Source organism: Agromyces laixinhei (genome assembly GCF_006337065.1).
In the GTDB taxonomy this organism is placed as follows: Bacteria; Actinomycetota; Actinomycetes; order Actinomycetales; family Microbacteriaceae; genus Agromyces; species Agromyces laixinhei.
In genome coordinates, this window is record NZ_CP040872.1 from 2,548,986 (window position 1) to 2,575,359 (window position 26,374).

General features: G+C 68.9%; 26 protein-coding genes and 2 pseudogenes. 8 read left to right on the forward strand and 20 right to left on the reverse strand.

Annotation, left to right across the window (positions count from 1 at the left end; genetic code table 11):
* Positions 1 to 4: 4 nt before the first annotated feature.
* From FHG54_RS12070 to truB, 6 genes are all read right to left on the reverse strand, one after another.
* Positions 5 to 949 (reverse strand): sugar-binding transcriptional regulator, encoded by a 945-nt coding sequence (locus FHG54_RS12070; RefSeq protein ID WP_139417490.1) that lies wholly within the window; start codon positions 947 to 949, stop codon positions 5 to 7.
* Positions 950 to 1,044: 95 nt separating this feature from the next.
* Positions 1,045 to 1,473 (reverse strand): hypothetical protein, encoded by a 429-nt coding sequence (locus FHG54_RS12075; protein ID WP_139417491.1) that lies wholly within the window; start codon positions 1,471 to 1,473, stop codon positions 1,045 to 1,047.
* A 61-nt stretch (positions 1,474 to 1,534) separates the two neighbouring features.
* Positions 1,535 to 2,467, reverse strand: a complete 933-nt coding sequence (locus FHG54_RS12080; protein ID WP_139417492.1) for a bifunctional riboflavin kinase/FAD synthetase — start codon at positions 2,465 to 2,467, stop codon at positions 1,535 to 1,537.
* Positions 2,464 to 2,907 (reverse strand): hypothetical protein, encoded by a 444-nt coding sequence (locus tag FHG54_RS12085; protein ID WP_139417493.1) that lies wholly within the window; start codon positions 2,905 to 2,907, stop codon positions 2,464 to 2,466. The genes FHG54_RS12080 and FHG54_RS12085 overlap by 4 nt, the downstream gene beginning before the upstream one ends.
* Before the next feature lie 26 nt (positions 2,908 to 2,933).
* Positions 2,934 to 3,302, reverse strand: coding sequence for a hypothetical protein (locus FHG54_RS12090; RefSeq protein ID WP_139417494.1), 369 nt, complete (start codon positions 3,300 to 3,302; stop codon positions 2,934 to 2,936).
* A complete protein-coding gene (truB, locus tag FHG54_RS12095; RefSeq protein WP_420837415.1) occupies positions 3,299 to 4,231 on the reverse strand; it encodes a tRNA pseudouridine(55) synthase TruB in 933 nt (310 codons plus the stop codon). The genes FHG54_RS12090 and truB overlap by 4 nt, the downstream gene beginning before the upstream one ends.
* Before the next feature lie 262 nt (positions 4,232 to 4,493).
* On the opposite strand from truB, the gene FHG54_RS12100 reads away from it, so the two are divergent.
* The 7 genes from FHG54_RS12100 to FHG54_RS12130 all read left to right on the forward strand — a co-directional run bounded on the left by FHG54_RS12100 (position 4,494) and on the right by FHG54_RS12130 (position 11,317).
* Positions 4,494 to 5,258, forward strand: coding sequence for an ABC transporter ATP-binding protein (locus FHG54_RS12100; protein ID WP_139417495.1), 765 nt, complete (start codon positions 4,494 to 4,496; stop codon positions 5,256 to 5,258).
* Positions 5,255 to 5,965 carry an ABC transporter ATP-binding protein gene (locus tag FHG54_RS12105; RefSeq protein WP_198169837.1) on the forward strand — a complete coding sequence of 237 codons (711 nt, stop codon included), beginning with the start codon at positions 5,255 to 5,257 and terminating at the stop codon, positions 5,963 to 5,965. Before FHG54_RS12100 ends, FHG54_RS12105 begins: the two co-directional genes overlap by 4 nt.
* Positions 5,966 to 6,063: 98 nt before the next feature.
* Entirely contained in the window at positions 6,064 to 7,311 is a 1,248-nt protein-coding gene (locus tag FHG54_RS12110; protein WP_139417496.1) for an ABC transporter substrate-binding protein, read from the forward strand.
* A gap of 68 nt (positions 7,312 to 7,379) precedes the next feature.
* Complete coding sequence (locus FHG54_RS12115) at positions 7,380 to 8,249, forward strand: branched-chain amino acid ABC transporter permease (RefSeq protein WP_139417497.1); 870 nt, start codon at positions 7,380 to 7,382, stop codon at positions 8,247 to 8,249.
* Positions 8,246 to 9,274: a branched-chain amino acid ABC transporter permease gene (locus tag FHG54_RS12120; protein ID WP_139417498.1), complete on the forward strand. Its 1,029-nt coding sequence runs from the start codon at positions 8,246 to 8,248 to the stop codon at positions 9,272 to 9,274. Before FHG54_RS12115 ends, FHG54_RS12120 begins: the two co-directional genes overlap by 4 nt.
* Positions 9,275 to 9,309: 35 nt before the next feature.
* The gene (locus FHG54_RS12125; protein ID WP_139417499.1) at positions 9,310 to 10,305 is read left to right on the forward strand and encodes a ketopantoate reductase family protein; all 996 of its coding nucleotides are present in this window, start codon (positions 9,310 to 9,312) and stop codon (positions 10,303 to 10,305) included.
* An 88-nt stretch (positions 10,306 to 10,393) separates the two neighbouring features.
* Positions 10,394 to 11,317 (forward strand): LysR family transcriptional regulator, encoded by a 924-nt coding sequence (locus FHG54_RS12130; protein WP_198165844.1) that lies wholly within the window; start codon positions 10,394 to 10,396, stop codon positions 11,315 to 11,317.
* 92 nt (positions 11,318 to 11,409) lie between these two features.
* On the opposite strand, the gene FHG54_RS12135 is transcribed toward FHG54_RS12130, so the two are convergent.
* Entirely contained in the window at positions 11,410 to 12,708 is a 1,299-nt protein-coding gene (locus FHG54_RS12135) for an LPXTG cell wall anchor domain-containing protein (protein ID WP_139417501.1), read from the reverse strand.
* Between the two features lie 273 nt (positions 12,709 to 12,981).
* Positions 12,982 to 13,584, reverse strand: a complete 603-nt coding sequence (locus tag FHG54_RS12140; protein WP_139417502.1) for a nucleoside/nucleotide kinase family protein — start codon at positions 13,582 to 13,584, stop codon at positions 12,982 to 12,984.
* A 49-nt stretch (positions 13,585 to 13,633) separates the two neighbouring features.
* On the opposite strand from FHG54_RS12140, the gene FHG54_RS12145 reads away from it, so the two are divergent.
* Complete coding sequence (locus FHG54_RS12145) at positions 13,634 to 14,524, forward strand: HhH-GPD family protein (RefSeq protein ID WP_139417503.1); 891 nt, start codon at positions 13,634 to 13,636, stop codon at positions 14,522 to 14,524.
* On the opposite strand, the gene rbfA is transcribed toward FHG54_RS12145, so the two are convergent.
* The 12 genes and pseudogenes from rbfA to FHG54_RS12205 form a co-directional block, all read right to left on the reverse strand.
* The gene (gene rbfA, locus FHG54_RS12150) at positions 14,525 to 15,001 is read right to left on the reverse strand and encodes a 30S ribosome-binding factor RbfA (protein ID WP_139417504.1); all 477 of its coding nucleotides are present in this window, start codon (positions 14,999 to 15,001) and stop codon (positions 14,525 to 14,527) included.
* Positions 15,002 to 15,066: 65 nt separating this feature from the next.
* Complete coding sequence (infB, locus tag FHG54_RS12155; protein WP_139417505.1) at positions 15,067 to 17,868, reverse strand: translation initiation factor IF-2; 2,802 nt, start codon at positions 17,866 to 17,868, stop codon at positions 15,067 to 15,069.
* 83 nt (positions 17,869 to 17,951) lie between these two features.
* Positions 17,952 to 18,215 (reverse strand): YlxR family protein, encoded by a 264-nt coding sequence (locus tag FHG54_RS12160; RefSeq protein ID WP_139417506.1) that lies wholly within the window; start codon positions 18,213 to 18,215, stop codon positions 17,952 to 17,954.
* A gap of 78 nt (positions 18,216 to 18,293) precedes the next feature.
* Positions 18,294 to 19,292, reverse strand: a complete 999-nt coding sequence (gene nusA / locus FHG54_RS12165) for a transcription termination factor NusA (protein WP_139417507.1) — start codon at positions 19,290 to 19,292, stop codon at positions 18,294 to 18,296.
* A gap of 102 nt (positions 19,293 to 19,394) precedes the next feature.
* Positions 19,395 to 21,159, reverse strand: a pseudogene (locus tag FHG54_RS12170) (proline--tRNA ligase).
* 61 nt (positions 21,160 to 21,220) lie between these two features.
* Positions 21,221 to 21,412, reverse strand: coding sequence for a hypothetical protein (locus FHG54_RS12175; protein WP_139417508.1), 192 nt, complete (start codon positions 21,410 to 21,412; stop codon positions 21,221 to 21,223).
* Between the two features lie 74 nt (positions 21,413 to 21,486).
* Complete coding sequence (ispG, locus tag FHG54_RS12180; RefSeq protein ID WP_139417509.1) at positions 21,487 to 22,617, reverse strand: flavodoxin-dependent (E)-4-hydroxy-3-methylbut-2-enyl-diphosphate synthase; 1,131 nt, start codon at positions 22,615 to 22,617, stop codon at positions 21,487 to 21,489.
* Between the two features lie 70 nt (positions 22,618 to 22,687).
* A complete protein-coding gene (locus FHG54_RS12185; protein WP_139417510.1) occupies positions 22,688 to 23,407 on the reverse strand; it encodes a hypothetical protein in 720 nt (239 codons plus the stop codon).
* An 8-nt stretch (positions 23,408 to 23,415) separates the two neighbouring features.
* Positions 23,416 to 23,706: pseudogene (locus FHG54_RS12190) on the reverse strand (flavodoxin-dependent (E)-4-hydroxy-3-methylbut-2-enyl-diphosphate synthase); the annotation flags it as partial.
* Between the two features lie 262 nt (positions 23,707 to 23,968).
* Positions 23,969 to 24,703, reverse strand: a complete 735-nt coding sequence (locus tag FHG54_RS12195; protein ID WP_139417511.1) for a hypothetical protein — start codon at positions 24,701 to 24,703, stop codon at positions 23,969 to 23,971.
* Positions 24,704 to 24,723: 20 nt separating this feature from the next.
* Positions 24,724 to 25,152, reverse strand: coding sequence for a hypothetical protein (locus FHG54_RS12200; RefSeq protein ID WP_139417512.1), 429 nt, complete (start codon positions 25,150 to 25,152; stop codon positions 24,724 to 24,726).
* Between the two features lie 171 nt (positions 25,153 to 25,323).
* Complete coding sequence (locus tag FHG54_RS12205; RefSeq protein ID WP_139417513.1) at positions 25,324 to 26,373, reverse strand: alpha/beta hydrolase; 1,050 nt, start codon at positions 26,371 to 26,373, stop codon at positions 25,324 to 25,326.
* Position 26,374: the final 1 nt, after the last annotated feature.

Consider the following 26,374-nt stretch of genomic DNA (forward strand, 5'->3'; position numbering starts at 1 on the left):
GGCGTCAGCCGCCGAGGAGGTGGAGCGCGGTGGCTTCGTCGGTGACGAGCACCGAGCAGAGCCGGCTGCGCACGACGGCGTCGGCGACGGCGTGCTTGCCCGGCCCCGAGACGACGGCGATCGCGAGGCGGGCCGTGCGCAACTCTTCGAGAGTGAGGCCGACGGTGCGCGCGTCGAGCGCCGGATCGACGATGTTGCCGTCGGAGTCGATGTAGCGGCCGACGACATCGCCGACGGCCCCCTTCTGCACGAGCAGGTCGACGTCGTGCGCCGAGAGGTAGCCGCTCTCGACGTGCACCGAGGAGTGGTCTGCCGCGCCGGCACTGAAGAGGTAGGCATCGGCCGACCGCGCGAGTTCGATGACGCCGGCCACGACTCGATCGGACTCGATCGCCTCTTTCGTCTCGAGACGTTCGAGGATCGCGGGGCTCGGCAGGAGTGTGGCGCTGCCGCCGCCCTTCTGGGCGATGCCGACCGCTGTCGCAGCGGCCGTGCCCGGCCGGCGGTTGAGGCTCACGCCGCCGTTGATCTGCACGACGTTGACGTTCGTCGCCCAGCCGCTGCGCAGGTGCTGGGAGAGGTCGAAGAGCGTGCGCCCCCAGCTGACACCGAGCGTGCGCGGCACGGGGCGCAGAGCGGTGAGGTAGTCGGCCGCGGCCTGTGCGGTGCGCGCCTGCAGTTCTTCGGGTGTGGCCACCCCGGCGGTCGAGACGACGATCGCGTCGTCGAGGCCGCGCTCGTCACGAAGGCGCCGCTCGATCGGCAGGCGCCTGGCGCGGGGGTGCAGGATCTCGATGCGGATGAACCCGCGCTGCTTCGCCTGCGCGAGGAGGCGCCCCACCTTCCACCGGGTGAGGCGCAGCGCCTGCCCGATCTCGTCTTGGGTCTTGTTCTCTTCGTAGTACAGCTCAGCGGCCCTGATCGAAAGCAGTTCGTCGATCTCGTCCATGCGCCTCCTCGTTCCACTCCAGCGTAGGCACGTGCGTGCGCGTCAGCAACACTCGCAGGCGATCGTGCTCACATGAGCAGATGCAGGCGACGAACTCAGCCGCCGAGCAACGGAGGTTGGTCGGGCGCCGGAGCGGGCGCGGGTTCCGCCGCGGCCGATGCCCGGTCCGCCCAGGCCGCCGCCCCGCGGCGATGACGCACCAGCACGAGCGCGCTGATGCCGACGAGCACGACGAACGCGATCGACAGGGCCCCGAGCGCGAACCAGTTCGCGTCGAGCCCGAGCACCAGTCCCGCTGCGATCACGGTGATCCCCGCAGCGGAGAGTTTCGACCCCGACTTCAGCTTCAGCGCGGGACTCATCCGTCCGTCAGGTCCGTCGCCGCCGACGAGCAGGATGTCGGCGAACGAGTCGATCGTTGCGAAGAGCGCACCGCTGTAGGCGAGAGCGCAGCCGAGTGCACCCCAGAGATTCGGTGCCTTCGGGGCGGAGACGACCTCGGCGAGCTGCAACACGGCGTCCATGACACCCGGATACTACGACCGCGCGCCGACCGCGGCAATGGTGCGTGCCCTGAGGCCGCGCTCAGCCGGCGAGGATGACTCGCGTGCGCTCGACGTCGTCGCGGATGGTGTCGACCAACGCCGGAATGCTCGTGAACGCCACCATGCCGCGGATGCGTTCGACGAACTCGACGTCGACGACGTGGTCGTAGAGGTCGATCTCACGGTCGAGCACGTACGCCTCGACCTGCTTCTTCGCGACACCCTCGAACGTCGGATTGTCGCCGACCGAGATCGCGGCAGGGTAGCGGGTGCCGGCGTCGGTCAGCCAGCCCGCATACACGCCATCGGCGGGGATGAGTCCCTCGGACTCGGGCGAGAGGTTCGCCGTCGGAAAGCCGAGTTCACGGCCCCTGGCAGCACCGTGCACCACGATGCCCGTCACCGTCGGGGTATGGCCGAGCAGTTCGGTCGCGCTTCTGATGTCGCCCGCTGCGAGCAGTTCGCGGACCCAGGTCGACGAGACGCGACGTTCACCCTCGGGACGCACGTCGTCGATGACGTCGACGGTGAACCCGAACTTCGCACCCAGCTCGATGAGGAGCGGCACGTCTCCGGCACCGCGTGCGCCGTAGCGGAAGTCCGCGCCGACGAGCACGGCCTCGGCGTCGAGGGCGTCGACGAGCACGCGCTCGACGAACTCCGTCGCCGGCACCGAGGCGAGCGCTCGGTCGAACGGCAGCAGCAGCGTGGCATCGACACCGGTCGTCGCGAGCAACTCGAGTTTCTGACGCACACTCACGAGCGGGTCGGGACACTTGTCGGGGGCGAGCAGCGCGAGCGGGTTGCGATCGAAGGTCACGACGATCGTCGCGAGGTCACGCTCGTCGGCGATGGCACGCGCGCTCGCGATGACGGCGCGATGGCCCTGATGCACGCCGTCGAACTTGCCGATCGTCACGATCGAGGGGCCGATGCCCGGGGGTACGGCCCCGAGTCCCTTGAAGGTCTTCACGAGGCATCAGCTCCCGGGGTCGGGCGGTGGCGCGCCAGCCACCACATGCCGAGCACCGGCAGCACGAGCGGAATGAACAGGTAGCCGGCGCCGAACCGCGACCACACCGTGTCGTGGGGGAAGAGCTCGGGCAAGACGATGCTGAGCGTGCCGATCACGATGACGCCGGTGAACTCGAACGCGATCGTCGCCCACGCCACCCGGTACCAGGCGATGCCGGGGCGAACCAGCGCGATCGTCGCGACGATGTAGACGACGGCCGCGAGCGCCGAGAGTGTGTAGGCGAGGGGCGCCTCGTCGAACTTCGAGGCGATCTGCACGAAGGAGCGGCCGATCGCCGCAAGCGCGAGCACGCCGTAGACGGCGACGAGCACTCGCCCGATGCCGCTCATCCGTCGGCCCTGCCGCGCATCGGGCCGGGCGCTGCGCACGTCACTCATGTCGCTCGATTCTCTCAGACCCGCGCTCACGCCTGCTGCACCGTCCAGATCTGCAGCATGCGGTAGACCATCACGCCCACCGCGAGCGCAGCGACCCCCAGGATCACCGTCGACCAGCGATTGCGTTCGACGAGCGCCCAGAATGCCGCTGCCGGCGGCAGAAGCAGCGCGCTGATGAGGTAGGTGTAGAACTCGAGCACGCTGCCGCTCGGCTCGTTGCCGGACGCCGGCGCAGCGATCGCCACGACGAGTTGCGCGACGAGCAGCACCTCGACGAGTGCGAGCGCGCCGATCGTGAGGTCGCTGGGCACCCGGCCCACGAGCCCGAGTGCGATGCACATCAGGCCCGCGACGACCGCAACGGCGAGTTGCACCCACGTGAACCACTCGATCATGCGCCGGCCTCCGTCGATGCGGCGGGCGGAAAGCCCGTGACGACCTTGAGCTGCGTACCGCGCGGCTCGACGATGGCGACGAGGTGGTCGTTCGGATCGACGGCCGCGAGCACCGAGGGCGGCGCGTCGGCGTCGGACGCCTCGAGCCCGCCGACGGCCGCGAGGTCGACGCGCTTGCCGTGGCCGAGGTCGACGGCCTGCTCGGCCGTGAGGGTCACGACGGGCAGCGCCCGCCGCGCGGCATCCGCAGGGCTCATGATGGCGCCCTCGACGTCGAAGCCCTCGAGTTCGCCCGCCTCATCGACACCGAACCGGCCGATGCGGGTACGACGGAGTGCCGCGAGATGGCCGCCGGTACCGAGAGCGGCGCCGAGGTCTCGGGCGAGGGCGCGGATGTACGTGCCCGACGAGCACTCGACGCGCACGTCGATGTCGAGGTGTCCATCGCCGGGGCGGAACGCGAGCGTCTCGAACACCGCCACGGTCACCCGACGCGGAGCCAGTTCGACGGCTTCGCCGTCGCGTACCCGCTGATAGGCGCGTCTGCCCGCGACCTTCACCGCGCTGACCGCGCTCGGCACCTGCTCGATCTCGCCTGTGAGGGGCTCGATCGCAGCGTGGACCGCGGTCTCCGCGACGGCGGCGACGAGTTCGACCGGGGCCGCCTCGAGCGGTTCGCCCTCGGCATCGTCGGTCGTCGTGCTCCAGCCGAGACGGATGGTGGCGACGTACTCCTTGTCGAGGCCGACGAGGTAGTGCAGGAGTCGCGTGGCACCGTTCACGCCCAGGAGGAGGAGTCCGGTGGCCATCGGGTCGAGGGTGCCGGCGTGGCCGATCTTGCGGGTGCCTGCGAGGCGGCGCATGCGCGAGACGACGTCGTGGCTCGTGATTCCCTGCGGCTTGTCGACGAGGAGGATGCCGCTGTTCACGACGTACAGGCTAACAGTCGCCACGCGAGCGGAGCCCGCACTGAGCACGGGGACGACGCGACTGTGGATGTGCAGGAATGCAGACGGGGCTCTGCACGATTGACCATTCCTCGAAACGGTGCCGTCCTTGACAGTTGACCTGGTGCCGCCTACCTTCGGGATGAAACCTGAATCATCAGTCAGGTTCGCACCGTCCTTCTATGGCAGCAGGAGATTCCCCCATGCGCTCACCACGAGATGCCCTCGCAAGGGCCGCCGCCCGATGACGACGAGCACCGCGATTCCGCAGTTGCTGACCGCCCGAGCGCTGACGAAGGACTTCCGCGGCTTCACGGCCGTGCGCCAGGTCGACCTCGCCATCGCAGCCGGGTCGGTGCACGCCCTCGTCGGCCCGAACGGCGCAGGCAAGACCACGCTCTTCAACCTGCTCACCGGGTTCCTCACCCCGACGTCGGGAACGATCACGTTCGACGGGCAGGACATCACGGGCAAGCAGCCGGAGGACATCGCGCACCTCGGCATCGCGCGATCGTTCCAGATCACGAGCCTCTTCGACAATCTCACGGCGCTCGAGCACCTCGAACTCGCGCTGGCGAGCCCGACGGGGCTCGGGCTCCGCTTCTGGCGATCGTCGCGCTCGCTCCGACGTTTCCGCGCTCGTTCGGTCGATCTGCTCGATCAGGTCCATCTGGCAGACCTCGCCGACCGCGAGGTGGGCGAGTTCGCCTACGGCCAGAAGCGCGCACTCGAACTCGCGCTCGCCCTGGCGCTCGACCCGAAGCTGCTGCTGCTCGACGAGCCGACCGCGGGCATGAGCCTCGAAGACGTCGATCGCACGATCGAACTCGTGAAGCAGATCTCGGCCGGGCGGACGGTCGTGTTCGTCGACCACAACATGCACGTCGTCGGCAGCCTCGCCGATCGGGTGAGCGTGCTGCAGCAGGGCGAGATCCTCGTCGAGGGCACCTATGACGAGGTCCGCACCGATGAGAAGGTCATCACGGCATACCTGGGGCAGACGCAATGATCGAGACAGACGCCATGATCGAGATCGGCGGACTCTCCGCCCAGTACGGCGAGGCACGCGTGCTGAACGACGTCTCGCTGACCGTGCGACCCGGCGAGGTCGTGACACTCGTCGGCCGCAACGGGGCGGGCAAGACCACGCTGCTGCGTTCGATCATGGGCCTGCACCGAGACCTCAGCGGTTCCATCGCCTACGACGGCAAGCAGATCGAGACGTGGTCGCCGAACGCCAGGGCGCGGGCCGGCATCGGTTGGGTGCCGGACGACCGCGGCATCTACGCGAGCCTCACGGTCGCCGAGAACCTCGCCCTGCCGCCGGTCGTGCACACGGACGCGTGGTCGATGGAGCAGATCCATGCGACGTTCCCGCGTCTGCGCGAGCGCCGGTCGTCGATGGGCACCCAGCTCTCGGGCGGCGAGCAGCAGATGCTCGCGATCGCCCGCGTGCTCCGCATGGGCTCGCGCCTCTTGCTGCTCGACGAGCCGAGCGAGGGTCTCGCCCCCGTCATCGTGCAGCGCATCGGCGAGATCATCCGCGAGATCACGGCGCAGGGCGTCGCCGTGCTGCTCGTCGAGCAGAACGTGAAGTTCGCATCCACCGTCGCCGATCGGCACTACCTCCTCGCGCAGGGCCGCGTGGTCGAGCAACTCAGCAACGCCGACTTCCTCGCTCGCGAGGGCGAACTCCTGGAGCACCTCGGCATGTAGCGCCCGGCACCGTTCCCCAGATCCTCCCGAGCGCGGCGGCGCCACCCGGCATCCGACACGCCCGATCCATCCACAGCACCACCTACGAAGGAGTAGACATGGCATCCACGAGACGAGGCCTCCTCGGCGTCACCGGCTTCGCTGCGAGCGCGCTGCTGCTCGCCGGCTGCGCCGGCGGACCAGCGCCCGCCGCCGAATCCGAACTCAGCGACGACAAGGTCGTGATCGGACTGCTCAACGACCAGTCGGGCGTCTACAAGGACCTCTCGGGCCCCAACAGCGAAGTCGCGATCGAGATGGCGATCGAGGACTACTTCGCCGAGTACGGCGACGAGGCGGTCGTGACCGAGGAACAGCTCGAGATCGTCACGGCCGACACCCAGAACAAGCCGGATGTCGCGAACACCCAGGCCCAGCAGATGTACGACCGCTCGAACGCCGACATCATCCTCGATGTTCCGGCGTCGTCGGCCGCCCTCGCGGTCGCCGAGGTCGCTGCCCAGAAGAAGAAGTTGTACATCAACGTCGGCGCGGCCACGATGGAGCTCACCGGTGCGGCCTGCAACCCCTACACGTTCCACTGGGCCTACAACACCCAGATGCTCGCCAAGGGTGCCGCGGGCGTCGTCGAAGACGGCGGCGAGACCTGGAGTCTCGTCTACCCCGACTACGCCTTCGGCCAGGACATGGTGAAGTCGTTCACCGGCGCGGTCGAAGATGCCGGCGGCACGATCAACGAGTCGATCGCCACGCCGTTCCCGAACGACAACTTCTCGACGTTCATCACGCGCGCGGCGTCGACGAATCCCGATGTCGTGGGCATCATGGCGGCGGGCGGCGACCTGATCAACTTCGTCAAGCAGTTCAACCAATCGGGCGTGCGCGATCAGGCGACCCTCGCCGTGGGCCTCATGTTCATCACCGACATCCACTCGCTCGGCGTCGAAGAGTTCGCCGGCACCACCTTCACCGACGCGTGGTACTGGAACTACGACGAGCAGAATCGCGAGTTCGCCGACCGCTTCCAGAAGCTGACCGACACCCGCCCGTCGTTCGCTCACGCCGCGAACTACTCGGCCGCGTACCAGTACCTCGACGCCATCCAGCGCGCGGGCACGGATGACGCGGACGCCATCGTCAGCGAGCTCGAGGGCTTGAAGGTGAATGACGTGTTCCTCCGCAACGGCGAGATCCGTGCGGGCGACCACTCGGTCATCCACGACTCGTACGTCGCCAAGGTGAAAGCAGCCGACGATGTCGAGGAGGACTGGGACTACGAGGAGATCATCGCGACGATCCCGGCCGAGGACGCGTTCCCCGACGTGAACCCGGACTGCTCGCTCTGACCGGTTCTTGATCCACGGGGGTGGGTGGCGCTCGCCAGCCACCCCCACACCTCTCGGAAGCTGAAGACATGGAAGCCTTCCTCCAATACACCGTGCAGGGGCTCGCCGCCGGCGGGTTCTACGCCCTCGCCGCCCTCGGCCTCGCCGTGATCTTCGGCGCGCTCGGCGTGGTCAATTTCGCTCACGGTTCGTTCTACATGCTCGGCGCGGTCACCGCCGCCGTGCTCCTCGACGTGCTCGACATCCACTTCTGGGCGTCGCTCGTGATCGTGCCGATCCTCATGTTCATCTTCGGCGTCATCGTCGAACTGCTGCTCGTGCAGTGGCTGCTGAAGCTCGACATCCTCTACAACTTCCTGCTCACGTTCGGTCTGAGCCTCGTGCTCGTCGACCTCGTGAAGCGGCAGTACGGCGTCTCGGGCCTGCCGTACGAGCAGCCGGCGGGACTCGACGGGCTCATCCGGCTCGGTTCCGTCGAGATCCCCGCGTACCAGCTGTTCGTCTTCCTGTTCTCGCTCGCCGTGTGCCTCATCGTCTGGCTCGTGCTCGCCAAGACGCGTGTCGGCATGATCGTGCGCGCGGCGACCGAGGAACCCGAACGGGCCCGGGCGCTCGGCATCAACGTGAGCGCCTGGGTCACTCCGGTGTTCGGTTTCGGCGTCGCGCTCGCGGGGCTCGCCGGCGTGCTCGCAGCCCCGTTCCGGGCGGTCACGGCGACGATGGGCAGCAACTTCGTCATCATCCTGTTCGCGATCGTCGTCATCGGGGGCCTCGGCTCCGTGCTCGGCGCGGTCGTGGCGGGCTTCCTCGTGGGGCTCGTCGAGGCATACGGCCAGGGTTACGCGGGCACCTTCTCCCAAGTGCTGATCTTCGTGCTGATGGCGGTCGTCATCATGGTGCGGCCCGCCGGCCTGTTCGGAAGGAAGGAAGCGGTATGAGCACCGATCTCGAGACGCCGATCCCGACGAAGTTCGACGTCAGCGACTTCGATCCCCAGGCCCGGCGCGCCCGGAGCATCCGCCGGATCCTGCTGGGCGTCGTCGCGCTCGTGGCCGTCATCGGCCTGCCGTGGTGGGTCTACCCGCCCATCGCCGTCGACATCGCCGCGTGGGCCCTGTTCGCCATCTCGGTCGACCTGCTGCTCGGTTTCGTGGGTCTGCTCTCGTTCGGACATGCGGCGTTCTGGGGCGTCTCCGCCTACTCCGCCGGACTCATCGCGCAGAACCTCGGCGTGCCGTTCCCGGTGGCGATCATCGGCGGCGCCATCGCGGCGATGATCATCGCGGTGCCGATCGGCTACCTCGCCGTGAAGCGCGCGGGCATCTACTTCGCGATGGTGACGCTCGCGTTCGCGCAGATGATCTGGTTCGTGGCGAATCAGTGGAACGACGTCACGGGCGGTGAGAACGGCCTGCAGGGCGTTCCGAAGTCGTTCTTCGGCATCGAGCTCATCGAGACCGAGGCGTTCTACTTCTACTACGTCGCCGTGATCCTGATCGTGCTCGGCGCGTGGCTGGCATGGCGCATCGTGAACTCCCCGTTCGGGCGGGTGCTCGTGGCGATCCGCGACAACCCCTCGCGCACCCGAGCGCTCGGCTACGACGTCGAGCGCTACAAGCTGATCGCGTTCGTGCTCTCGGCCGGCATCGCCGGCATCGCCGGCGGCGTGTTCGCCATCAGCCACGGATTCGTGTCGCTGCAGGAGCTCGACTGGTCCACCTCGGGCAAGGTCGTGCTCATGACGGTGCTCGGCGGCATGGGCACCCTGTGGGGCGGCCCCATCGGCGCTGCGGTCATCGTGCTCCTCGAGGATCGGCTCGCGACGAGCGGTTTCGACGGCATCGGCATCATCACCGGGTCGATCTTCATCCTCTGCGTGCTGCTGTTCCGACGCGGCATCTGGGGCACCGCGAAGAACCTCATCGACAAGGCAACGGCGGCCTTCGCGAAGCGCAAGGGGTGAAACGAGCGGTCGCCCGAGCACCCTACGCTTGAAGGGTGAGGATCGGCATCATCGGCGCGGGCGCACTCGGCGGCACGTTCGCGGTTCTGCTCTCACGTGCCGGTCACGAGGTCGAGGTCACGGCGCGCGGAGCCGGACTCGAGGCGATCAGGGTTGGCGGCATCCGGCTGACCGGCGGGTACGGCGACCTGCACGTGCGGGTCGCCGCGGGTACGCGCCTCTCGGTGCGGCCGGATCTCGTGCTCGTGTGCACCAAGGCGCAGGACGCCGCCGCAGCGATCGAAGGCAACGCCCCGCTCATCGACGGTGCAACGGTCGTCGTCGTGCAGAACGGCCTCGACGGCGTGGTGACGGCCGAACGGCTGTTGCCGTCGTCGACCTGCATGGGGTTGCTCTCGATCATCGCCGCGAACTACACGGAGCCCGGCTCCGTGCGGGTGACCACCACCGCCGCGAGCTACCTCGGCCGCGGCGACGGGCTCGCCGACGCAACGTGCGTGCGCGTCGCCGCGATCCTCTCCGAGGCGGTGCCCGTCATCGCGATCGACGGCTTCCGCGGGGCGCAGTGGACGAAGCTCGTCGTCAACATGCTGAACGCCGTGCCCGCGATCGTCGGGCGCAGCGTGCAGGAGGTCGTCGACGATCGGCGCCTGCGCCGGGTCGTCACCGCCGAGATGCGCGAGTGCGTGCGCGTCGGCATCGCCCGCGGCATTCGCTTCGGCAGGTTGCAGGGGCTGGGAAACCTGCGGTTGCGGCTCTTCGCGCGCTTGCCGCTCGTGATCGGACAGGTGCTTCCGTGGCTGATGCGGATCCGCATGGGCGGCAACCCGAACCTCGGCTCGACCCAGCAGAGCGTGCGCCGCGGTCAGCCGACCGAGATCGACCACCTGAACGGCGTGGTCGTGCGCGAGGCAGCTGCCGCCGGTCGGGTCGCGCCCGTCAATCGAGCGCTCACCGCGCTCATGCACGAGGTCGAGGACCGCGGCGCGTTCCTGCCTGCCGAGCGGGTGCTCGACGCGGTGCGGGTCTGACCCCGACCTCGCGAGCAGTATGCCCACGGATGCAGCCTGGCGCACAACGATGAGGAGCTTCACCGACGAGGTGTGCGATTATGCAGAGATGTCGACGACGACGCTGCGCCCTCCACGCCCGAACCCCGATGACCTGCTGGTGCTGCTCGCGGTCTCCCGCACCGGCCGGTACACCGCCGCCGGCGCCGAGCTCGGCGTCAACCACACCACGATCGCGCGGCGGATCACCGCCCTCGAGAGCGCACTCGGCGGACGAGTGCTCGCGCGCGGCGCCGACGGGTGGATGCTCACCGCGCTCGGTGAGCACGCGATCGCCGCCGCCGAGGGCGTGGAGCGCGCACTCGACGGCCTCTCCCCCGAGGACCCACGGCTCGCCGGGGTCGTGCGGCTCTCGGCGACCGACGGCTTCAGCGGGTTCATCGCGTCACCCGCGATCGTCGCGGTGCGACGCAAGCATCCGGATGTCTCACTCGAGATCGTCGCGGCCCAGCGGCGCGCAGCACAGCACCGCATGGGCGTCGACCTCGAGGTCGTGGTCGGCACGCCGCACGTGCATCGTGCCGAGGCCGTGCACCTCGCCGACTACGCGCTCGGCCTCTACGCGAGTCGCTCCTTCCTCGAGCGGCACGGCACGCCTCGTTCGCCCGCCGACCTCGAGGGGGCTCCGCTCGTCTACTTCATCGAGTCGATGCTGCAGGTCGATGCCCTCGACGAAGCGCGCCGGTCGACCCAGGGCATGATCGACGCGGTCTCCAGCACGAACGTGTACGTGCACGTCGACGCGACCCGTGCCGGCGCCGGGTTCGGCCTGCTGCCCGCCTTCCTCGCCGATGGACACGACGACCTCGAGCGGCTCTTCGCCGATGAGATCGATGAGCGCTTGCCCTACTGGCTCGTGTGTCGCCCCGAGGCGCTGACGCAGCCGGTCGTGCTCGCGTTCATCGAGGCTCTCCGGGCGCGCATCGCCGACGTCACCGACGAATTGCTCGGGCGGAGCGCCCGAGCCGCCTGACCTCGGCCCGATACCCGGAATGACGAACGCTGGCGACACACGACGAAGGGGCCCGGCGACCTGCGAGCCGGACCCCTTCGTCGCTGCAGCGGCTAGGACTTCTTGCGCCGCAGGCGTGCGATCACGATGAACGCGGCGCCTGCGAGCACGATCAGCCCCGCGACGATCGCGATCGTCGTGCCGGCGAAGCCGGTGTGCGCGAGGCTCTCGCCGGCCGCGGGCGTCGACGGGGTTTCACCCTCGCCACCGGGCTCGCCCGGCGTGGGAGGTGCCACGGCACAGTCGGGGGTGGCCTCGGGGTAGACCAGCTCGACCGGCAGCTCGGGGTTCACGACGATGGTCGCGTTCGTGAGGTCGCGGGTCCAGGCGAAGTTTCCGTCGGTCTCGACCCAGGTTCCGTCGTCGAGCCGGGTCCAGCCGGGCCAGCCGTCGGCGTTGCCCTCGTCATCGACCGAGGCACCGGGCCAGAGCACCTTGCCCTGGAGCAGGCCCTGCTCGTCGAGCTCGCCGAGGTCGAGCGTCTCGGAGTCGGTGCCGTCGCTCAACACGAGCCGCACGTTCCGGTCGGTCACCTGGTCGTCGGGGTCGGTGAGCGCGACGTCGAAGAAGATCCACGGGGAGTCCGCCTCGCAGACACCCGTCACGACGGAACCGTCGAGGCTCGCCTCTGTGCATGCCTCGTCGTCGACCTCGAAGTTCCAGGTCGTCTTCGCGCCGGGTGCGAAGACGTAGCCGTCTCTCGCGGTCGCCGTGACCGTGATCACGCCACCCTGTTCGGCCTGCGTCCACTCGATGAAGTCCGTGTTGTCGGGGAGGGTCACCTGCTCATTGCCGGGCCCGCACTCGTCGCTGAACGTCGGTGCGCCCTCCACTTCGATCTCCTCGGGCCCAGACGTCGTGCAGTCACCCTTCAGATTCTCGACTCGACCGTCGGAGCCCTTCGTGAAGTCGTCGCTCCACGTCGTGAATGCGTACACCCACGGGGCGGTCGTCGTATCGCCGGGCAGGCTCTCGGTTCCGAGGGTGATCGTGACGTTTCCGTCAGAGGCGACCGGACCCCGGTCCATGCCCGCATCGCTCTTCGGCGTGCCGTCGAATGCGGCGGTGCCGACGCGCCACATCGTCACCCCGTGCTTGCCCGAAGCCTGCGACAACTTCAGCGAGTACGTCACGTCGTACTCGCCGGTGACGGGGTTGCACGCGGCCTTCGCGATGAGGTCGCCGGTGTGCGCGCTGGCGGGGGCGACGACGCCCACGACGGCGAGTCCCGCGCCGAGCGCGAGTGAGGTGAGGATCGCCGCGATGCGGCGGAACGGGCGTCGTGACGACCATCGCACGCGAGTGCGGGCATCAGTGTCGAAGTGCGCCGGAACGGCGCCGGGATTGCTCATTCGGGTTGTCTCCATCGGTCGGCCCGGCTCGGTCGACGAATCCGAGGTGACGGCGGCGCGAGGAGGCGCACAGCACGGTCGACGGGCGCGGTGCGCTCATCGACGGACGTCGGGTGGATCGGGTGGAGAATCGGGTTCGCAGAGCCGGGGGGCTTGGCAGTGCCCCCCATTATGTCCCCTCGAAGGGGGACGCGTCACGTACCGCTTGCGAAGGGTGCGAAATCGTGACCGAACCGTGCGCTGGGCCGGCAGACCCGCCGGCGCTGCGCCCGATCAGGGGCGACCGGAGCGGCCGCGCTTCGGGTGCTCGGGGTCGCGGTTGTCGACGACGACGGATGCCACGAGGCGCGGGTCGCCCTCGGCGTACGCGAGGACGTCGGCAGGGTCGACGGGGTCGCCGTCGAGGGCGATCCGCACGTCCCACAGCTCGGCGAGCCGTTGCCGCAGCAGGAACCGGCCGTCGACGATGAGGATCGCGTCGTCGGGGCCGGTGATCCACTTGGGCTCGACCCAGGCGTCGCGGGCCGGGTCCCAGACCCGGGTCACGAAGGCCGTCGAGCCGCCGAGCCGGAACGGCTCGACGAGCACGCGGCGCAGCGCGGATTCGTCGAACCCGTACCGGTGGTACCGCGCGGGCGTGTCATCGCCGAACACGGACTGCGCCTCCCGCGATCGGTGGAATCCCTCCATGCTCGCGCGGAACACCGAGTGGTCCCGCTCCTCGAGCACGGCGGCGAGGTCGTCGCCGAACGCCGTCTTGCCGCTCTGCAACGGCCCGTCGATTGCGACGATCATGCGTCCCCGCCCGTGATGCCGCAGCACCTCGTCGGCGATCGAGCGAAGGAAGGTGACGCGGGGCGTGGTGACGAGCCTCATGAGAGACGAGCCTAGCTCCGCGGCATCCGCACGCCCGTAGGCTGAACGGATGCCACGCCCGCCGACCCCCGACACGATCGCGACCTCGGTCGTCGACTGGTTCGCCGACGCCGCCCGGCCGCTGCCGTGGCGAGCGGCCGGGGTCTCGCCGTGGGCGGTGCTCGTGAGCGAGTTCATGCTGCAGCAGACGCAGGTCGCGCGTGTGGTGCCGCGCTGGGAGGCGTGGATCGCCCGCTGGCCGACCGCGGCGGCGCTCGCCGCGGAACCGCCGTCGGAGGCGGTGCGCGCATGGGAACGGCTCGGGTATCCGCGACGCGCGTTGTGGCTGCACCGCGCCGCGGTCGAGATCGTCGAGCGCCACGACGGAGAGGTGCCGGCCGACATCGATGCGCTGCTCGCCCTCCAGGGCATCGGACCCTACACGGCGCGCGCGATCGCGGCGTTCGCCTTCGGCGCGCGGGTGCCGGTCGTCGACACGAACACCCGCAGGGTCATCGCCCGCGCCGTGGCCGGTCAGGCCGAACCCGGGCCGCCGTCGACGAGCCGGGACCTCGCAGCGATGGCGGGGCTGCTCCCCCGCGACCGCGACGCCGCCCGCCGATTCAACGCCGGGGCGATGGAGCTCGGGGCGACGATCTGCACCGCGCGGTCGCCGCGGTGCGACGCGTGCCCGATCGCCGGGGCGTGCGCGTGGCGAGCTGCCGGATACCCGGCGTACACGGGCCCGCGGAAGGCGGGTCAGCCGCGGTTCGAAGGCTCCGATCGACAGGTTCGCGGCCTGGTCATGCGGGAGCTGCGCGCTGCGCACCGTCCCGTCTCACGAGCCGAGTTCGAGCCGCTCTGGGCGGATGCGGCGCAACTCGAGCGCGCCCTCACGACGCTTGTGGCCGACGGGCTGGCTGTCGGCAACCCCGACGGCTACCGCCTGCCCGAGAGGTGATCAGCGCGAGGCATCCGCTTCGTCGACCCTGCCGTCGGCACCGTCGTCGTCCTGGTACTCGCGAGGCTTGACGTACGGGTCTGCTTCGCCCGCGTACTCGGCGGTCGCGGCGAACTCGGCCGTCTCAGCGTCGCGCGTCTGCGCCTCACGGAGCAGCGCGCTGATGTGCTCGGCGTTCTCGGGGATCGCATCGGCGATGAACTCGAGCGACGGCGTCAGTCTGGCAGTGATGTTGCGGCCGACCTCACTGCGGAGCATCCCGGTCGCCGCCTTCAGCGCCTTGGCGGAATCCTGCCGCTCTTCGTCGGTGCCGTACACCGTGTAGAAGATGCTGGCGTGCTGCAGGTCGCCGGTGACGCGAACGTCGGTGATCGTGACGAACCCGAGCCGAGGGTCGCGGAGGCCCTTGTCGAGGCGTTTCGCGACGATCTCCTTGATGCGATCGGCCATCTTCCTGGCCCGTGCCGGATCAGCCATGCTGTGTCTCCCCTTCCGAGAGTGAGGAGGGGGTGACGGATGCTCCGCCACCCCCTGACCAGGATCTAGCCCCTGGGCTTCTCCCGCATCTCGATCGTCTCGATCTCGTCGCCCACCTGGATGTCGTTGAACTTGCCGAGGCCGATGCCCGCCTCGAAGTCCGTGCGGACCTCGGTGACGTCGTCCTTGAAGCGGCGCAGCGACTCGATCGCGAGGTTGTCGCCGACGACGACGCCCTCACGGATGACGCGAGCCTTGGCGTTGCGCGTGATCGTTCCCGACCGCACGATGACACCGGCGATGTTGCCGAACTTCGAGGAGCGGAACACCTCGCGGATCTCGGCGACGCCCGACTGCACCTCTTCGAACTCGGGCTTCAGCATGCCCTTCAGCGAATCCTCGATCTCGTCGATCGCGTTGTAGATCACCGGGTAGAAGCGGATGTCGACACCCTCACGAGCCGCGCGCTCGCGCGCCTTCGTGTCGGGGCGCACGTTGAAGCCGACGATGATCGCGTTGTCGATCGTCGCGAGGTTGACGTCGCTCTCGGTGATGGCACCCACACCGCGGTGGAGGATGCGCAGCTGCACCGACTCGTCGACCTCGATCTTCATGAGCGACTCTTCGAGCGCCTCGACGGCACCCGACACGTCACCCTTGATGATGAGGTTGAGCGACTCGACCTTGCCCTCTTCGAGTGCACGGGTGAAGTCCTCGAGCGAGATGCGCTTGCGTGCCTTGGCCAGCTGGGCGTTGCGCTCTGCGGCCTCGCGCTTCTCGGCGATCTGACGCGCGGTGCGGTCCTCCTGCGTGACGAGGAAGGTGTCACCGGCACGCGGAACGCTCGAGAGGCCCTGCACCTGCACCGGACGCGACGGTGTCGCCTCGGCGACGGCGTCTCCGTTCTCGTCGACCATCGCACGCACGCGGCCGTAGGCCATGCCCGCCACGATGGCGTCGCCGACCCGCAGCGTTCCCGACTGGATGAGCACGGTCGCGACCGCGCCGCGCCCCTTGTCGAGCTTCGCCTCGATGGCGACACCGCGGGCGTCCTTGTTCGGGTTCGCACGTAGGTCGAGACCGGCGTCGGCGGTGAGGATCACCGCGTCGAGCAGTTCCTGGATGCCGATGTTCTCGCGAGCCGACACGTCGACGAACATGACGTCGCCGCCGTACTCCTCGGCCACGAGACCGAACTCCGTGAGCTGCTGACGAACCTTGGCGGGGTTCGCCTCGGGCTTGTCGATCTTGTTCACCGCGACCACGATCGGCACGTTCGCCGACTGTGCGTGGTTCAGTGCCTCGACCGTCTGCGGCATGATGCCGTCGTCGGCCGCGACCACGAGGATGGCGATGTCGGTCACCTGGGCACCACGGGCGCGCATGGCGGTGAACGCCTCGTGGCCCGGGGTGTCGATGAAGGTGATCGCGCGGTCTTTGTCTTCGTGCTGGGTGTGCACCTGGTACGCACCGATGTGCTGGGTGATGCCGCCCGCTTCGCCCGCGACGACGTTCGCGTTGCGGATCGCGTCGAGGAGCCGGGTCTTACCGTGATCGACGTGGCCCATGACCGTGACGACCGGAGGACGCGCCATGAGTTCTTCGTCGGTCTCGTCCTCGAGCTCTTGGTCGAGGTCGATGTCGAAGCCCTCGAGCAGCTCGCGGTCTTCATCTTCGGGCGAGACGATCTGGATCTTGTAGCCGAGTTCTTCGCCGAGCACCTGGAACGTGGCCTCGTCGAGCGACTCGGTCGCCGTGGCCATCTCACCGAGGTGGAACAGCACGGTCACGAGCGAACCGGGGTTCGCATCGATCTTGTCGGCGAAGTCGGAGATCGAGGAGCCACGACGCAGACGGATGACGGTGGTGCCGTCGCCGCGGGGAACGCTCACGCCGCCGAGCGACGGAGCCTCCCGCATCTCGAATTCGGCCCGCTTCGTGCGCTTCGACTTGCGTGACTTGCTCTTGCCGCCACCGCGGCCGAAGGCGCCTGCCGTGCCGCCGCCAGGGCCGCGGCCACGACCGCCGCCACCGGGACGCGGGCCGCCGAAGCCGCCGCCGGGCGCACCGCCTGGGCGCTGGAAGCCACCGCCGCCGCCGGGACGAGCACCTGCGCCGCCACCGCCGGGGCGCTGGAAGCCGCCGCCTGGACGCCCACCGGCACCGGCCGGACGCGGTGCGCCCGGTCGCGGTGAACCAGGACGCGGGGCCTGGGGTCGCGGGATGTTGCCGGGGTTCGGACGCTGGCCCATGCCCTGAGCACTCGAGAACGGGTTGTTGCCCGGGCGAGGCTGGGCCGGGCGCGAGCCCATGCCCTGCGAGCTCGAGAACGGGTTGTTGCCGGGGCGGGGCGTGCCGCCGCCCGGGCGCGGCGCGCCGGGACGCGCGGCACCGGGCTTCGGGGCCCCAGAGGGCTTTGCGACGTCGGCACCGGAGCCGGCTGCGTCATCGGACGACGCTGCCGCCGGGGCATCCGTCGCCTTCTCGGCTGCGGCCTGCGCTGCACGCTCTTCGGCCTGCGCCTGGCGTTCGGCGACCGTGAGCGGAGCCTCGACGACGGGAGCCTCGGCGGCCTCGTCCGCGGCAGGCGCCTCAGGGCGCTTCGGAGCCGGCTTGGGGCCCGGCTTCGCACCGGGCTTCGCACCGGCGGAGGCTGCGGGCGCGGCCGGGGCCGAAGCGGCGGGCGCTGCAGCTGCGGCCGCACCTGCGGCCTCGAGCGCCGCCTTCAGCCGACGTGCGACGGGGGGTTCGATGGACGACGAGGGTCCTTTGACGTACTCGCCCATCTCCTTGAGCTTCTCAAGGGCGATCTTGCTGTCGACACCGAGTTCGGATGCGATCTCGTGTACGCGTGGTTTGGCAGCCACTTCTCTCCTGTTCCGGGCCCGACCCCGGACAGGGGCGGACCATCACTGACGGACGGGTCTCATTTCGAGCCGCTCATTAGTTGTCACTCATTGGTCATCACTTCGCCGTTCAGCTTGTTCTCTACATTGCCGGTGTCCACCTCGCCGCGAATGCGGAGCGCACGCCCGAAGGCGCGTCGCCGCACGGCGAGCTGGTAGCACTCGAGTGACGGATGCAGCCACGCCCCCCTGCCCGGAAGCACAGCCTCATCATCTGCGATGACGTGGGAGTTCTGGGCGACGAGCCTCAGAAGTGAGGCTCGTGGGGCACGCGAACGGCATCCGATGCACGTTCTGACGGGTTCCATCTTACACTCTGCGCTGTGTGGCCGCTGACGGCGGCCGATCGGTGGATGTCGGCGGTGACCGCTCGGCGCCCGTTCGGTTCAGTCGGACTCGAGGGCCGAGTCGGGCTGGATGTCGATCTTCGCTCCCGTCAGCTTCGCGGCGAGACGGGCGTTCTGGCCCTCCTTGCCGATGGCCAGCGAGAGCTGGTAGTCGGGCACGAGCGCGCGCACGGCTCGCGTGCCCTCATCGATCACGAACGCGCTCGTGACCTTCGCGGGGCTCAGCGCACTCGCCACGAAGGTCGCGAGGTCGTCGTTCCAATCGACGATGTCGATCTTCTCGGCGCCGAGCTCCGCCGTCACGGCGCGGACGCGCTGACCGAGCTCACCGATCGCGGCGCCCTTGGCGTTGACGCCGGGCTGGGTCGCCCGCACCGCGATCTTCGTGCGGTGGCCCGCCTCCCTGGCGAGCGAGACGATCTCGACGACGCCGGAGGCGATCTCGGGAACCTCGAGCGCGAAGAGCTTGCGCACGAGCGCCGGGTGGGTGCGCGACACCGTGATCGACGGCCCCTTGAGCCCCTTGGCCACGCTCGTCACGTAGACGCGGATGCGCTGGCCGTGCGCATACTCCTCGCCGGCCACCTGCTCTTCGGGCGGCAGGATCGCCTCGACGGTGCCGAGGTCGATGTGCACCATGCGCGGGTTCGGGCCCTGCTGGATGATGCCGGCGACGATGTCGCCCTCGCGCCCGCGGAACTCGCCGAGCACGGCGTCGTCGGCGAGATCGCGCAGTCGCTGGTTGATGACCTGCTTCGCGGCGAAGGCGGCGATGCGGCCGAAGTCGCTCGGGCTGCCTTCGGCCTCGCCGACGACGTTGCCCTCTTCATCGAGTTCGGGAACGAACACCGAGACGTGGCCGGTCTTGCGATCGAGGTGCGCACGGGCCCCTTCGGGGTTCGCGTGGCCGTGCTGGTCGGGGTGCGTGTGCTTCAGGTAGGCCATGAGAATGGCCTGCTCGATGATCTCCACCAGCTCATCGAACGGGATCTCCTTCTCGCGCTCCATCATCCGCAGCACGCTGAGGTCGATATCCATGAACCCGGCCTCCTCTATTCAGCTCTCGTGCCGCTTCCCCTCGGAGCGGACAGGACTCTACGGTACCCGATGCACGGGCCTCCAGACAGCCACTTCGGGCGCTCAGGCGAGCGCGGAGACCACCCCGTCGATCGGCACACTCGTGCGCTCGCCGGTGGCGCGATCCCAGACCTCGACGACACCGTCGGCGACGCCACGGCCGACGATCACGATCTTCGGCACGCCGATGAGTTCGGCATCGCCGAACTTCACACCGGGCGAGACCTTGGGGCGATCGTCGTAGAGCACGTCGAGACGGGAGGTTTCGAGTTCGGGACACGATCGTTTCTGCGGTGTCGAAGACCAACGGGTCCTTGCCGGTGGCGACGACGTGCACGTCGAACGGAGCGACGGCGGCCGGCCAGACGAGGCCCTTGTCGTCGTTGTTGTCTTCGGCGAGGATCGCGAGGATGCGGGTCACGCCGATGCCGTAGGAGCCCATCGTGACGGTCGCGAGCTTGCCGTTCTCGTCGAGCACCTTGAGGCCGAGCACCTCGGCGTACTTGCGGCCGAGCTGGAAGACATGGCCGATCTCCATGCCGCGGGCGAGCTCGACCGGCCCTGACCCGTCGGGAGCGGGGTCGCCGGCGAGCACGTTCGATGCCTCGATCGTTCCGTCGGCCACGAAGTCGCGTCCGGCGACGAGTCCGAAGACGTGCTGCTGGTCGACGTTCGCGCCGGTGATCCACTCGGTGCCGTCGACGATGCGGGGGTCGACGAGATAACGGATGCCGGTGGCCGACGACTCCCCCAGCACGGCGCCGCTCTCGGACCAGGGGCCGATGTAACCCTTCACGAGGCCGGGATGCTTCGCGAAGTCGGCCTCGGTCGCGGGCTCGACCACGGCGGGGGCGAAGGCCACCTCGACGCGCTTCATCTCGACATCACGATCGCCGGGCAGGCCGATCACGACGATCTCGCGGGTGCCATCGGGCGCAGCGACCGCGATCACGACGTTCTTCAGTGTGTCCGCCGCGGTCCACACGCGCCCGTCGGGGCGCGGATATTCGGCATTCGCCAGGTCGACGAGCGTTGCGATCGTCGGAGTGTTGGGCGAGTCGAGCACCAGGGGCGCGGGAAGGCCGTCGAACGGGATCGGCTCGGGCACGACGGTCTCGAACGCCTCGACGTTGGCCGCGTAGCCGCCGGCCGTTCGCACGAAGGTGTCTTCGCCGACCGGCGTCGGGTGCAGGAACTCCTCGCTCTTCGAGCCGCCCATCGCACCGGCATCCGCTTTGACGATGACGTACTCGAGTCCGAGCCGGGTGAAGATGCGCTCGTAGGCATCGCGCTGGGCCTGATAGCTCGCCTCCAGGCCCTCGTCGGAGACGTCGAACGAGTAGGCGTCTTTCATCGTGAACTCGCGGCCGCGCAGGAGGCCGGCGCGCGGCCGGGCTTCGTCACGGTACTTGTCCTGAATCTGGTAGATCGACAGCGGCAGGTCTTTGTACGAGTTGTAGAGGTCTTTCACGAGCAGGGTGAAGACCTCTTCATGCGTGGGCGCGAGCAGGTAGTCGGCGCCCTTGCGGTCGTGCAGGCGGAAGAGGGCGTCGCCGTATTCGGTCCATCGGCCCGTGATCTCGTAGGGCTCTCGCGGCAGCAGCGCCGGGAAGTGCACCTCATGCGCCCCCGCGTTCGTCATCTCTTCACGGATGATCGCCTCGATCTTCGCCTTCACGCGGAGCCCCATCGGCAGCCAGGCGAAGACCCCCGGCGCCTGGCGCCGGATGTAGCCGGCCCGCACGAGCAGGCGGTGGCTCGTGACCTCGGCATCGGCGGGGTCTTCGCGGAGCGTACGGAGGAAGTAGTTCGTCAGACGTGTGGGCACCCGACGATTCTACTGAGCACGACGGATGCCGCGGCGACGCCCGCGTTTCGACCGCCGCCCGTCAGACGCCCTCGTCGTCCTCCTCGTCGGCGAGCGCGAACCTCTCGAGGTCGCCCTCGAGTTCCGTCGCGAGGTCATCGTCGGAGTCGTCGGCCGACTCATCCGAGTCGTCGACGTCTTCGGGCAGTGTGCCCGTGCCGTCGGGATACCCCGCAGTGTCGGGGTATTCGAATTCGTCGTCGTCACCGTTCATCGCGGTCTCCTCTCGCGAACGGATGCCACGGGGCATCCGTTGCCGCCAACCCTACGCGCGGGCGACGGGCGCGACTACGGGGTGAGCACTTCGGGAGCGCCGACCGGCGCATCGGCGCCCATCTCGTCGGCGATGCGGTTGGCCTCCTCGATGAGGGTCGCGACGATCTCGGACTCGGGCACGGTCTTGATGACCTCGCCCTTCACGAAGATCTGGCCCTTGCCGTTGCCGGATGCCACGCCGAGGTCGGCCTCGCGGGCCTCGCCGGGGCCGTTCACGACGCACCCCATGACGGCGACGCGAAGCGGCACGGTCATGCCCTCGAGTCCGTCGGTCACGTCGTTGGCCAGCTTGTAGACGTCGACCTGGGCGCGGCCGCACGACGGGCACGAGACGATCTCGAGCTTGCGCTCGCGAAGGTTCAGCGATTGCAGGATCTGCAGCCCGACCTTGACCTCTTCGACCGGCGGCGCCGAGAGTGAGACCCGGATGGTGTCGCCGATGCCCTCGCCGAGCAGGATGCCGAACGCGGTCGCGCTCTTGATGGTGCCCTGGAACTCGGGCCCGGCCTCGGTCACGCCGAGGTGAAGCGGCCAATCGCCGCGTTCGGCCAGTTGGCGGTAGGCCTTCACCATGACGATCGGGTCGTTGTGCTTGACCGAGATCTTGAAGTCGTGGAAGTCGTGCTCTTCGAAGAGGCTCGCCTCCCACACCGCCGACTCGACCAACGCCTCGGGCGTGGCCTTGCCGTACTTCTCGAGCAGCCGTGGGTCGAGCGACCCGGCGTTCACGCCGATGCGCAGCGATACGCCGGCCGCCTTCGCCGCCGCTGCGATCTCGCCGACGCGGTCGTCGAACTTGCGGATGTTGCCGGGGTTCACTCGTACGGCCGCGCAACCGGCGTCGATTGCGGCGAACACGTAGTTCGGCTGGAAGTGGATGTCGGCGATAACCGGGATCTGGCTCTTCTTGGCGATGATCGGCAGCGCTTCCGCATCGTCACGGCTCGGCACGGCGACGCGCACGATGTCGCAGCCCGACGCCGTGAGCTCCGCGATCTGCTGCAGCGTCGCGTTGATGTTGGTCGTGGGCGTCGTGGTCATCGACTGCACGCTCACCTGCGCGTCGCCGCCGACGAGCACCTTGCCCACCTTGATCTGGCGGGACTTGCGTCGCGGGGCCAGTACCTCAGGGACTTTGGGCATTCCGAGATTCACAGCAGGCACGGGTCGAGTCTACTTCGGTCGGCGACGGACTCGTCCGTCAGCGGATGTCTCAGGCGCCGCCGAGTCCGAGCACGAGGGGCGCCTGCAGATACTCGATGGCTTCTCCATCGGCTCCGGAGTCGACGACCACGGCATCGGCGAACGGGACGCCGCTCGCGGGGTACGGGTGTTCGCCTCGCACGGGACCGTACTCGACGGCGCCGTAGTAGCCGTAGCCGGCCCCATTCATCGACGGGTTCCCGAGAGCGATCGCAGCCGCCACGTCATCGCCGACCTGGTAGCCCTGCTCTGTGGTGAGTGTGACGCCTGACGAGAAGGCCGGCGCGGTCACTCGCACCCAGGCCGGCATCACCATGGGGTTGTTCTCGTCCTCCGCAGCGGCCGCAGTGTCGTAGTAGAGAATCGCGTCCCAGGTATATGCCGTTCCCGGCGGAGATTCCCTCGGCGTGGCGTCCTCGACCACCGGCGCCACCCCGGAGACGCGGGTCAACGCATCGACGAGTTCCGATTCGTGACCTGCATAGGGGATCGCGACGACCAGCTCGGATCCGGCACGGAGCTCCAGCGCCTCGGGCCGCAGCACGACCGAAGTGACCTGAGCGAGCGGATCCTCCGGCGTCTCGGAAGCGGAAGGGGTCGACTCGGCAGGGGGCGGAGAAGTCCCGGGCGTGGACGTCGCCGCGGGCGAGCCGCCCATGCAGCCACCCAGCCCCAGCAGGATGGCGACGGCGGCAGCGGTGAGCGCGGCGGTGCGACGGTTGCGGGTCATCGGACTCCTTCGACTGCACGGGCACTGCGCCCGATCCTCAGCAAGCTTGGCAGGTCGCAGCGCCCTGAAGCGCCAAGCCTCCTCACGATCCGATATCGGATTCGGTCGACGTCATACTTGCGGATGTTGCCGGGGTTCACACGTACGGCCGCGCAACCGGCGTCGATCGCGGCGAACACGTAGTTCGGCTGGAAGTGGATGTCCGCGATGACCGGGATCTGGCTCTTCTCGGCAATGATCGGCAGCGCTTCCGCATCGTCACGGCTCGGCACGGCGACACGCACGATGTCGCAGCCCGACCAGCCGGGGATCAAGCCGGCCTTGCCGAGCTGGTTGAGATCGAAGAACGAGGCGTCGCCGACGATGGCGTCGTGCGTGCCGTGGATCCAGAGGATCGGCGGCTTGCGCTCGAGGTCGACGATGGCAGTGGTGGGGGCGGCCCGAAGCATCCGCTCAGTGCCGCAGTCATCACGAGCGCCAGCGCGCCGGACTCCAGCGCGACCGGACTCCATCGGGGCACGGTCCGCACCTTCGCCGTCGCCGCTCCGGTCCGCTCGTCGATCAGGCGCAACTTTCCTGGTTGACCTGGAGCGGAGCCCGGACACGCTCGATGGCACTCCGGTCGTCGGTCGCAACGAAGTCCACTCCGTGGCGTTCCTCGTGCACCGTGCCGTCCGGCCAGGTCACGTCGCGGCTCGTGAAGTCGAGATACGGGCCGGAGCATCCGCTCGGATTCTCCTGCAGTCCCGGCATCGCCTCGAGAACCGACCACGACGATCCCGCGACCACACCCTGTTCGGTCGTGAGTGCGACTCCCGCGACCTCGGGACCGGTGAACATGATTCCGAAACTCGGCATGTACAGCGTCCGCTCCTGCGTCGCGAAGTCCGCCCAGTTGTCGACGTATCGATGCTCCCAGAGCTCGAATGCCCCCCAGCGGTGCGCTGTGCTCGGCGGGACGTGGCTCGAGCCCGGGTACTCCTCATCGACGGGCGCGGCACCGAGCGCTCCCTCGATCGTCGCGATCGCCGAGTCGACGTCGCCGAGGTAGCCGAGCTCCACGACCACCCCGCCCGAAGCGTCTCGGAGCTCGAGCGCTTCAGGGCGAGCGACGATGGCGACAACGGTGTCGATCGGTTCCACGGTGGGTGTCGGGGCTGAGCTGGGCGACTCGCTCGGGACCGTCGACGGCGACGGCGGTTCCGGGGCGGCCGAACACCCGGCAAGCAGGGTCGTCGCGAGCACGAAAGTCGCGGCGGCCGCGATCGTGGCGCGCATCGCCGAGGAATTGTCCATGGTTCTCCTTCTCATGAGTCTCACGCGCAGCCGTCGCGATGCATCACGCTCGGGGCCGTCACGCTCGCGATGATCGTCTCGTCGTCGGATGCCCGGAATTCGACCGAGTTCCGGGCGTCCTCCATCGTGCCATCGGAATACGTCCTCGACAAGACGACGATCTCCCCGTAGCGCTGTTCGCACAGTCCGTTCGAGTTCGCGTCGGGCGATGCCGCGAAATCAGCCCATGGCTCGCCGGCGACGTGACCGGATTCCGTCTCGAGCCGGACATCACCGGAGACCGCGGCGGTGAAGACGACCCTGAAGTTCGGATACCAGGGACCCTGCACCGCATCGGGCAACTCGTCGGAGTACTGCCGCTCCCGGAGCTCGAAGCCGGCCCACCGGCGAACCGCGCTCGGCAACTCCTGACTCGAACCCGCATCCTGCGTTCCGGGGCGGCCGAACACCCGGCAAGCAGGGTCGTCGCGAGCACGAAAGTCGCGGTGGCCGCGATCGTGGCGCGCATCGCCGGGAAAGTGTGCATGATCCTCCGCTTCAGGGGGTTCCGACAAGTATCGGGCCTCGCGCGAACCCCGAGCGACAGGGTCAGCCCTGATGCGGCGGGCCGGCCCGGTCGATCAGTCGGAAAGCATCGCCACCAGTGCGTCTCGGAACGCATCGGGGTGCTCGAGGTGCGGTGAGTGGCCGCAGTTCTCGAGTTCGAGCTCGGTGACCCTGCCACCGGAATCGGAGTAGCGAGCGAGCACGGCCCGGGTCTGCGCGATCATCGGCTGGGGCGGAGCGACGTCGTCGCCCGGCCAGCCGGGGATCAAGCCGGCCTTGCCGAGCTGGTTGAGATCGAAGAACGAGGCGTCGCCGACGATGGCGTCGTGCGTGCCGTGGATCCAGAGGATCGGCGGCTTGCGCTCGAGGTCGACGATGGCAGTGGTGTTGAAGTGCGTGGGTGCCAGCGTGTTGAGCACGCCGCGGCCGCCCGGCGCGAAGCCCGGCCAATGCTCTGACTGGGCGCTGTCGCCCGGGTAGTTGTCGACACCGGTCTTCGTCGTCAGCATCGACTCGACCCAGATGTCCTCATGCTCCGACTCGAAGCCCGGAACGACATAACTCGACCGGAACACCGCCCGCGGCGATCCCGCCTCGTCGCTGCGGTCGCCGCGGGCGATGCGAGCCACGAAGTCGGGGTTCGCTCCCCCACCGCCGGTGCCCGCGGCATCCGATGCGAGCAGGCCCCCGTCGAGCCGTGTGCCGCCGAATCCGTCGGGCGACACCGGCGCCTGCAGGGTGAGGGTCGCGACGAGTTCGGGCCGGTCGAGGAGCAGCTGCATCGCCACACCGCCCCCGAGACTCCAGCCGACGAGGTGCACCTCGCCGAGATCCATCGCATCGATGACGGATGCCACGTCGTCGGAGAAGTCCCGCACGCCGCGGGTCGCATCGACCGGGAGCGTCTCGCTGTCGCCGAATCCGCGGAGGTCCACGGCGAGCGCGCGAACGTCGGCGGGCAGGGTGAGCATGAGCGGCTGCCAGAACAGCGACGACGAGACGTTGCCGTGCACGAAGACGACGGTGCGGGCCGGGGCATCCGATGGACGCTCGAGGACGTTGGCCAGCAGCCGTGGCGTGCGAACCCTGCGCACCTCGATGCCGGGGAAGATCGTGTCGACCATG

Bases quoted from the DNA above. Each gene is read 5' to 3' on its own strand.
- FHG54_RS12175 (WP_139417508.1), bottom strand. From the start codon at position 21,412: ATGAACGGTGACGACGACGAATTCGAATACCCCGACACTGCGGGGTAT.
- FHG54_RS12205 (WP_139417513.1), bottom strand. From the start codon at position 26,373: ATGGTCGACACGATCTTCCCCGGCATCGAGGTGCGCAGGGTTCGCACG.
- FHG54_RS12115 (WP_139417497.1), top strand. From the start codon at position 7,380: ATGGAAGCCTTCCTCCAATACACCGTGCAGGGGCTCGCCGCCGGCGGG.
- FHG54_RS12135 (WP_139417501.1), bottom strand. From the start codon at position 12,708: ATGAGCAATCCCGGCGCCGTTCCGGCGCACTTCGACACTGATGCCCGC.
- nusA (WP_139417507.1), bottom strand. From the start codon at position 19,292: ATGGATATCGACCTCAGCGTGCTGCGGATGATGGAGCGCGAGAAGGAG.
- FHG54_RS12110 (WP_139417496.1), top strand. From the start codon at position 6,064: ATGGCATCCACGAGACGAGGCCTCCTCGGCGTCACCGGCTTCGCTGCG.
- FHG54_RS12140 (WP_139417502.1), bottom strand. From the start codon at position 13,584: ATGAGGCTCGTCACCACGCCCCGCGTCACCTTCCTTCGCTCGATCGCC.
- FHG54_RS12160 (WP_139417506.1), bottom strand. From the start codon at position 18,215: ATGGAACCCGTCAGAACGTGCATCGGATGCCGTTCGCGTGCCCCACGA.
- FHG54_RS12105 (WP_198169837.1), top strand. From the start codon at position 5,255: ATGATCGAGACAGACGCCATGATCGAGATCGGCGGACTCTCCGCCCAG.
- FHG54_RS12185 (WP_139417510.1), bottom strand. From the start codon at position 23,407: ATGACCCGCAACCGTCGCACCGCCGCGCTCACCGCTGCCGCCGTCGCC.
- FHG54_RS12075 (WP_139417491.1), bottom strand. From the start codon at position 1,473: ATGGACGCCGTGTTGCAGCTCGCCGAGGTCGTCTCCGCCCCGAAGGCA.
- FHG54_RS12070 (WP_139417490.1), bottom strand. From the start codon at position 949: ATGGACGAGATCGACGAACTGCTTTCGATCAGGGCCGCTGAGCTGTAC.
- FHG54_RS12195 (WP_139417511.1), bottom strand. From the start codon at position 24,703: ATGGACAATTCCTCGGCGATGCGCGCCACGATCGCGGCCGCCGCGACT.
- FHG54_RS12100 (WP_139417495.1), top strand. From the start codon at position 4,494: ATGACGACGAGCACCGCGATTCCGCAGTTGCTGACCGCCCGAGCGCTG.
- FHG54_RS12145 (WP_139417503.1), top strand. From the start codon at position 13,634: ATGCCACGCCCGCCGACCCCCGACACGATCGCGACCTCGGTCGTCGAC.
- ispG (WP_139417509.1), bottom strand. From the start codon at position 22,617: ATGCCCAAAGTCCCTGAGGTACTGGCCCCGCGACGCAAGTCCCGCCAG.
- FHG54_RS12120 (WP_139417498.1), top strand. From the start codon at position 8,246: ATGAGCACCGATCTCGAGACGCCGATCCCGACGAAGTTCGACGTCAGC.
- FHG54_RS12090 (WP_139417494.1), bottom strand. From the start codon at position 3,302: ATGATCGAGTGGTTCACGTGGGTGCAACTCGCCGTTGCGGTCGTCGCG.
- rbfA (WP_139417504.1), bottom strand. From the start codon at position 15,001: ATGGCTGATCCGGCACGGGCCAGGAAGATGGCCGATCGCATCAAGGAG.
- FHG54_RS12130 (WP_198165844.1), top strand. From the start codon at position 10,394: ATGTCGACGACGACGCTGCGCCCTCCACGCCCGAACCCCGATGACCTG.
- FHG54_RS12085 (WP_139417493.1), bottom strand. From the start codon at position 2,907: ATGAGTGACGTGCGCAGCGCCCGGCCCGATGCGCGGCAGGGCCGACGG.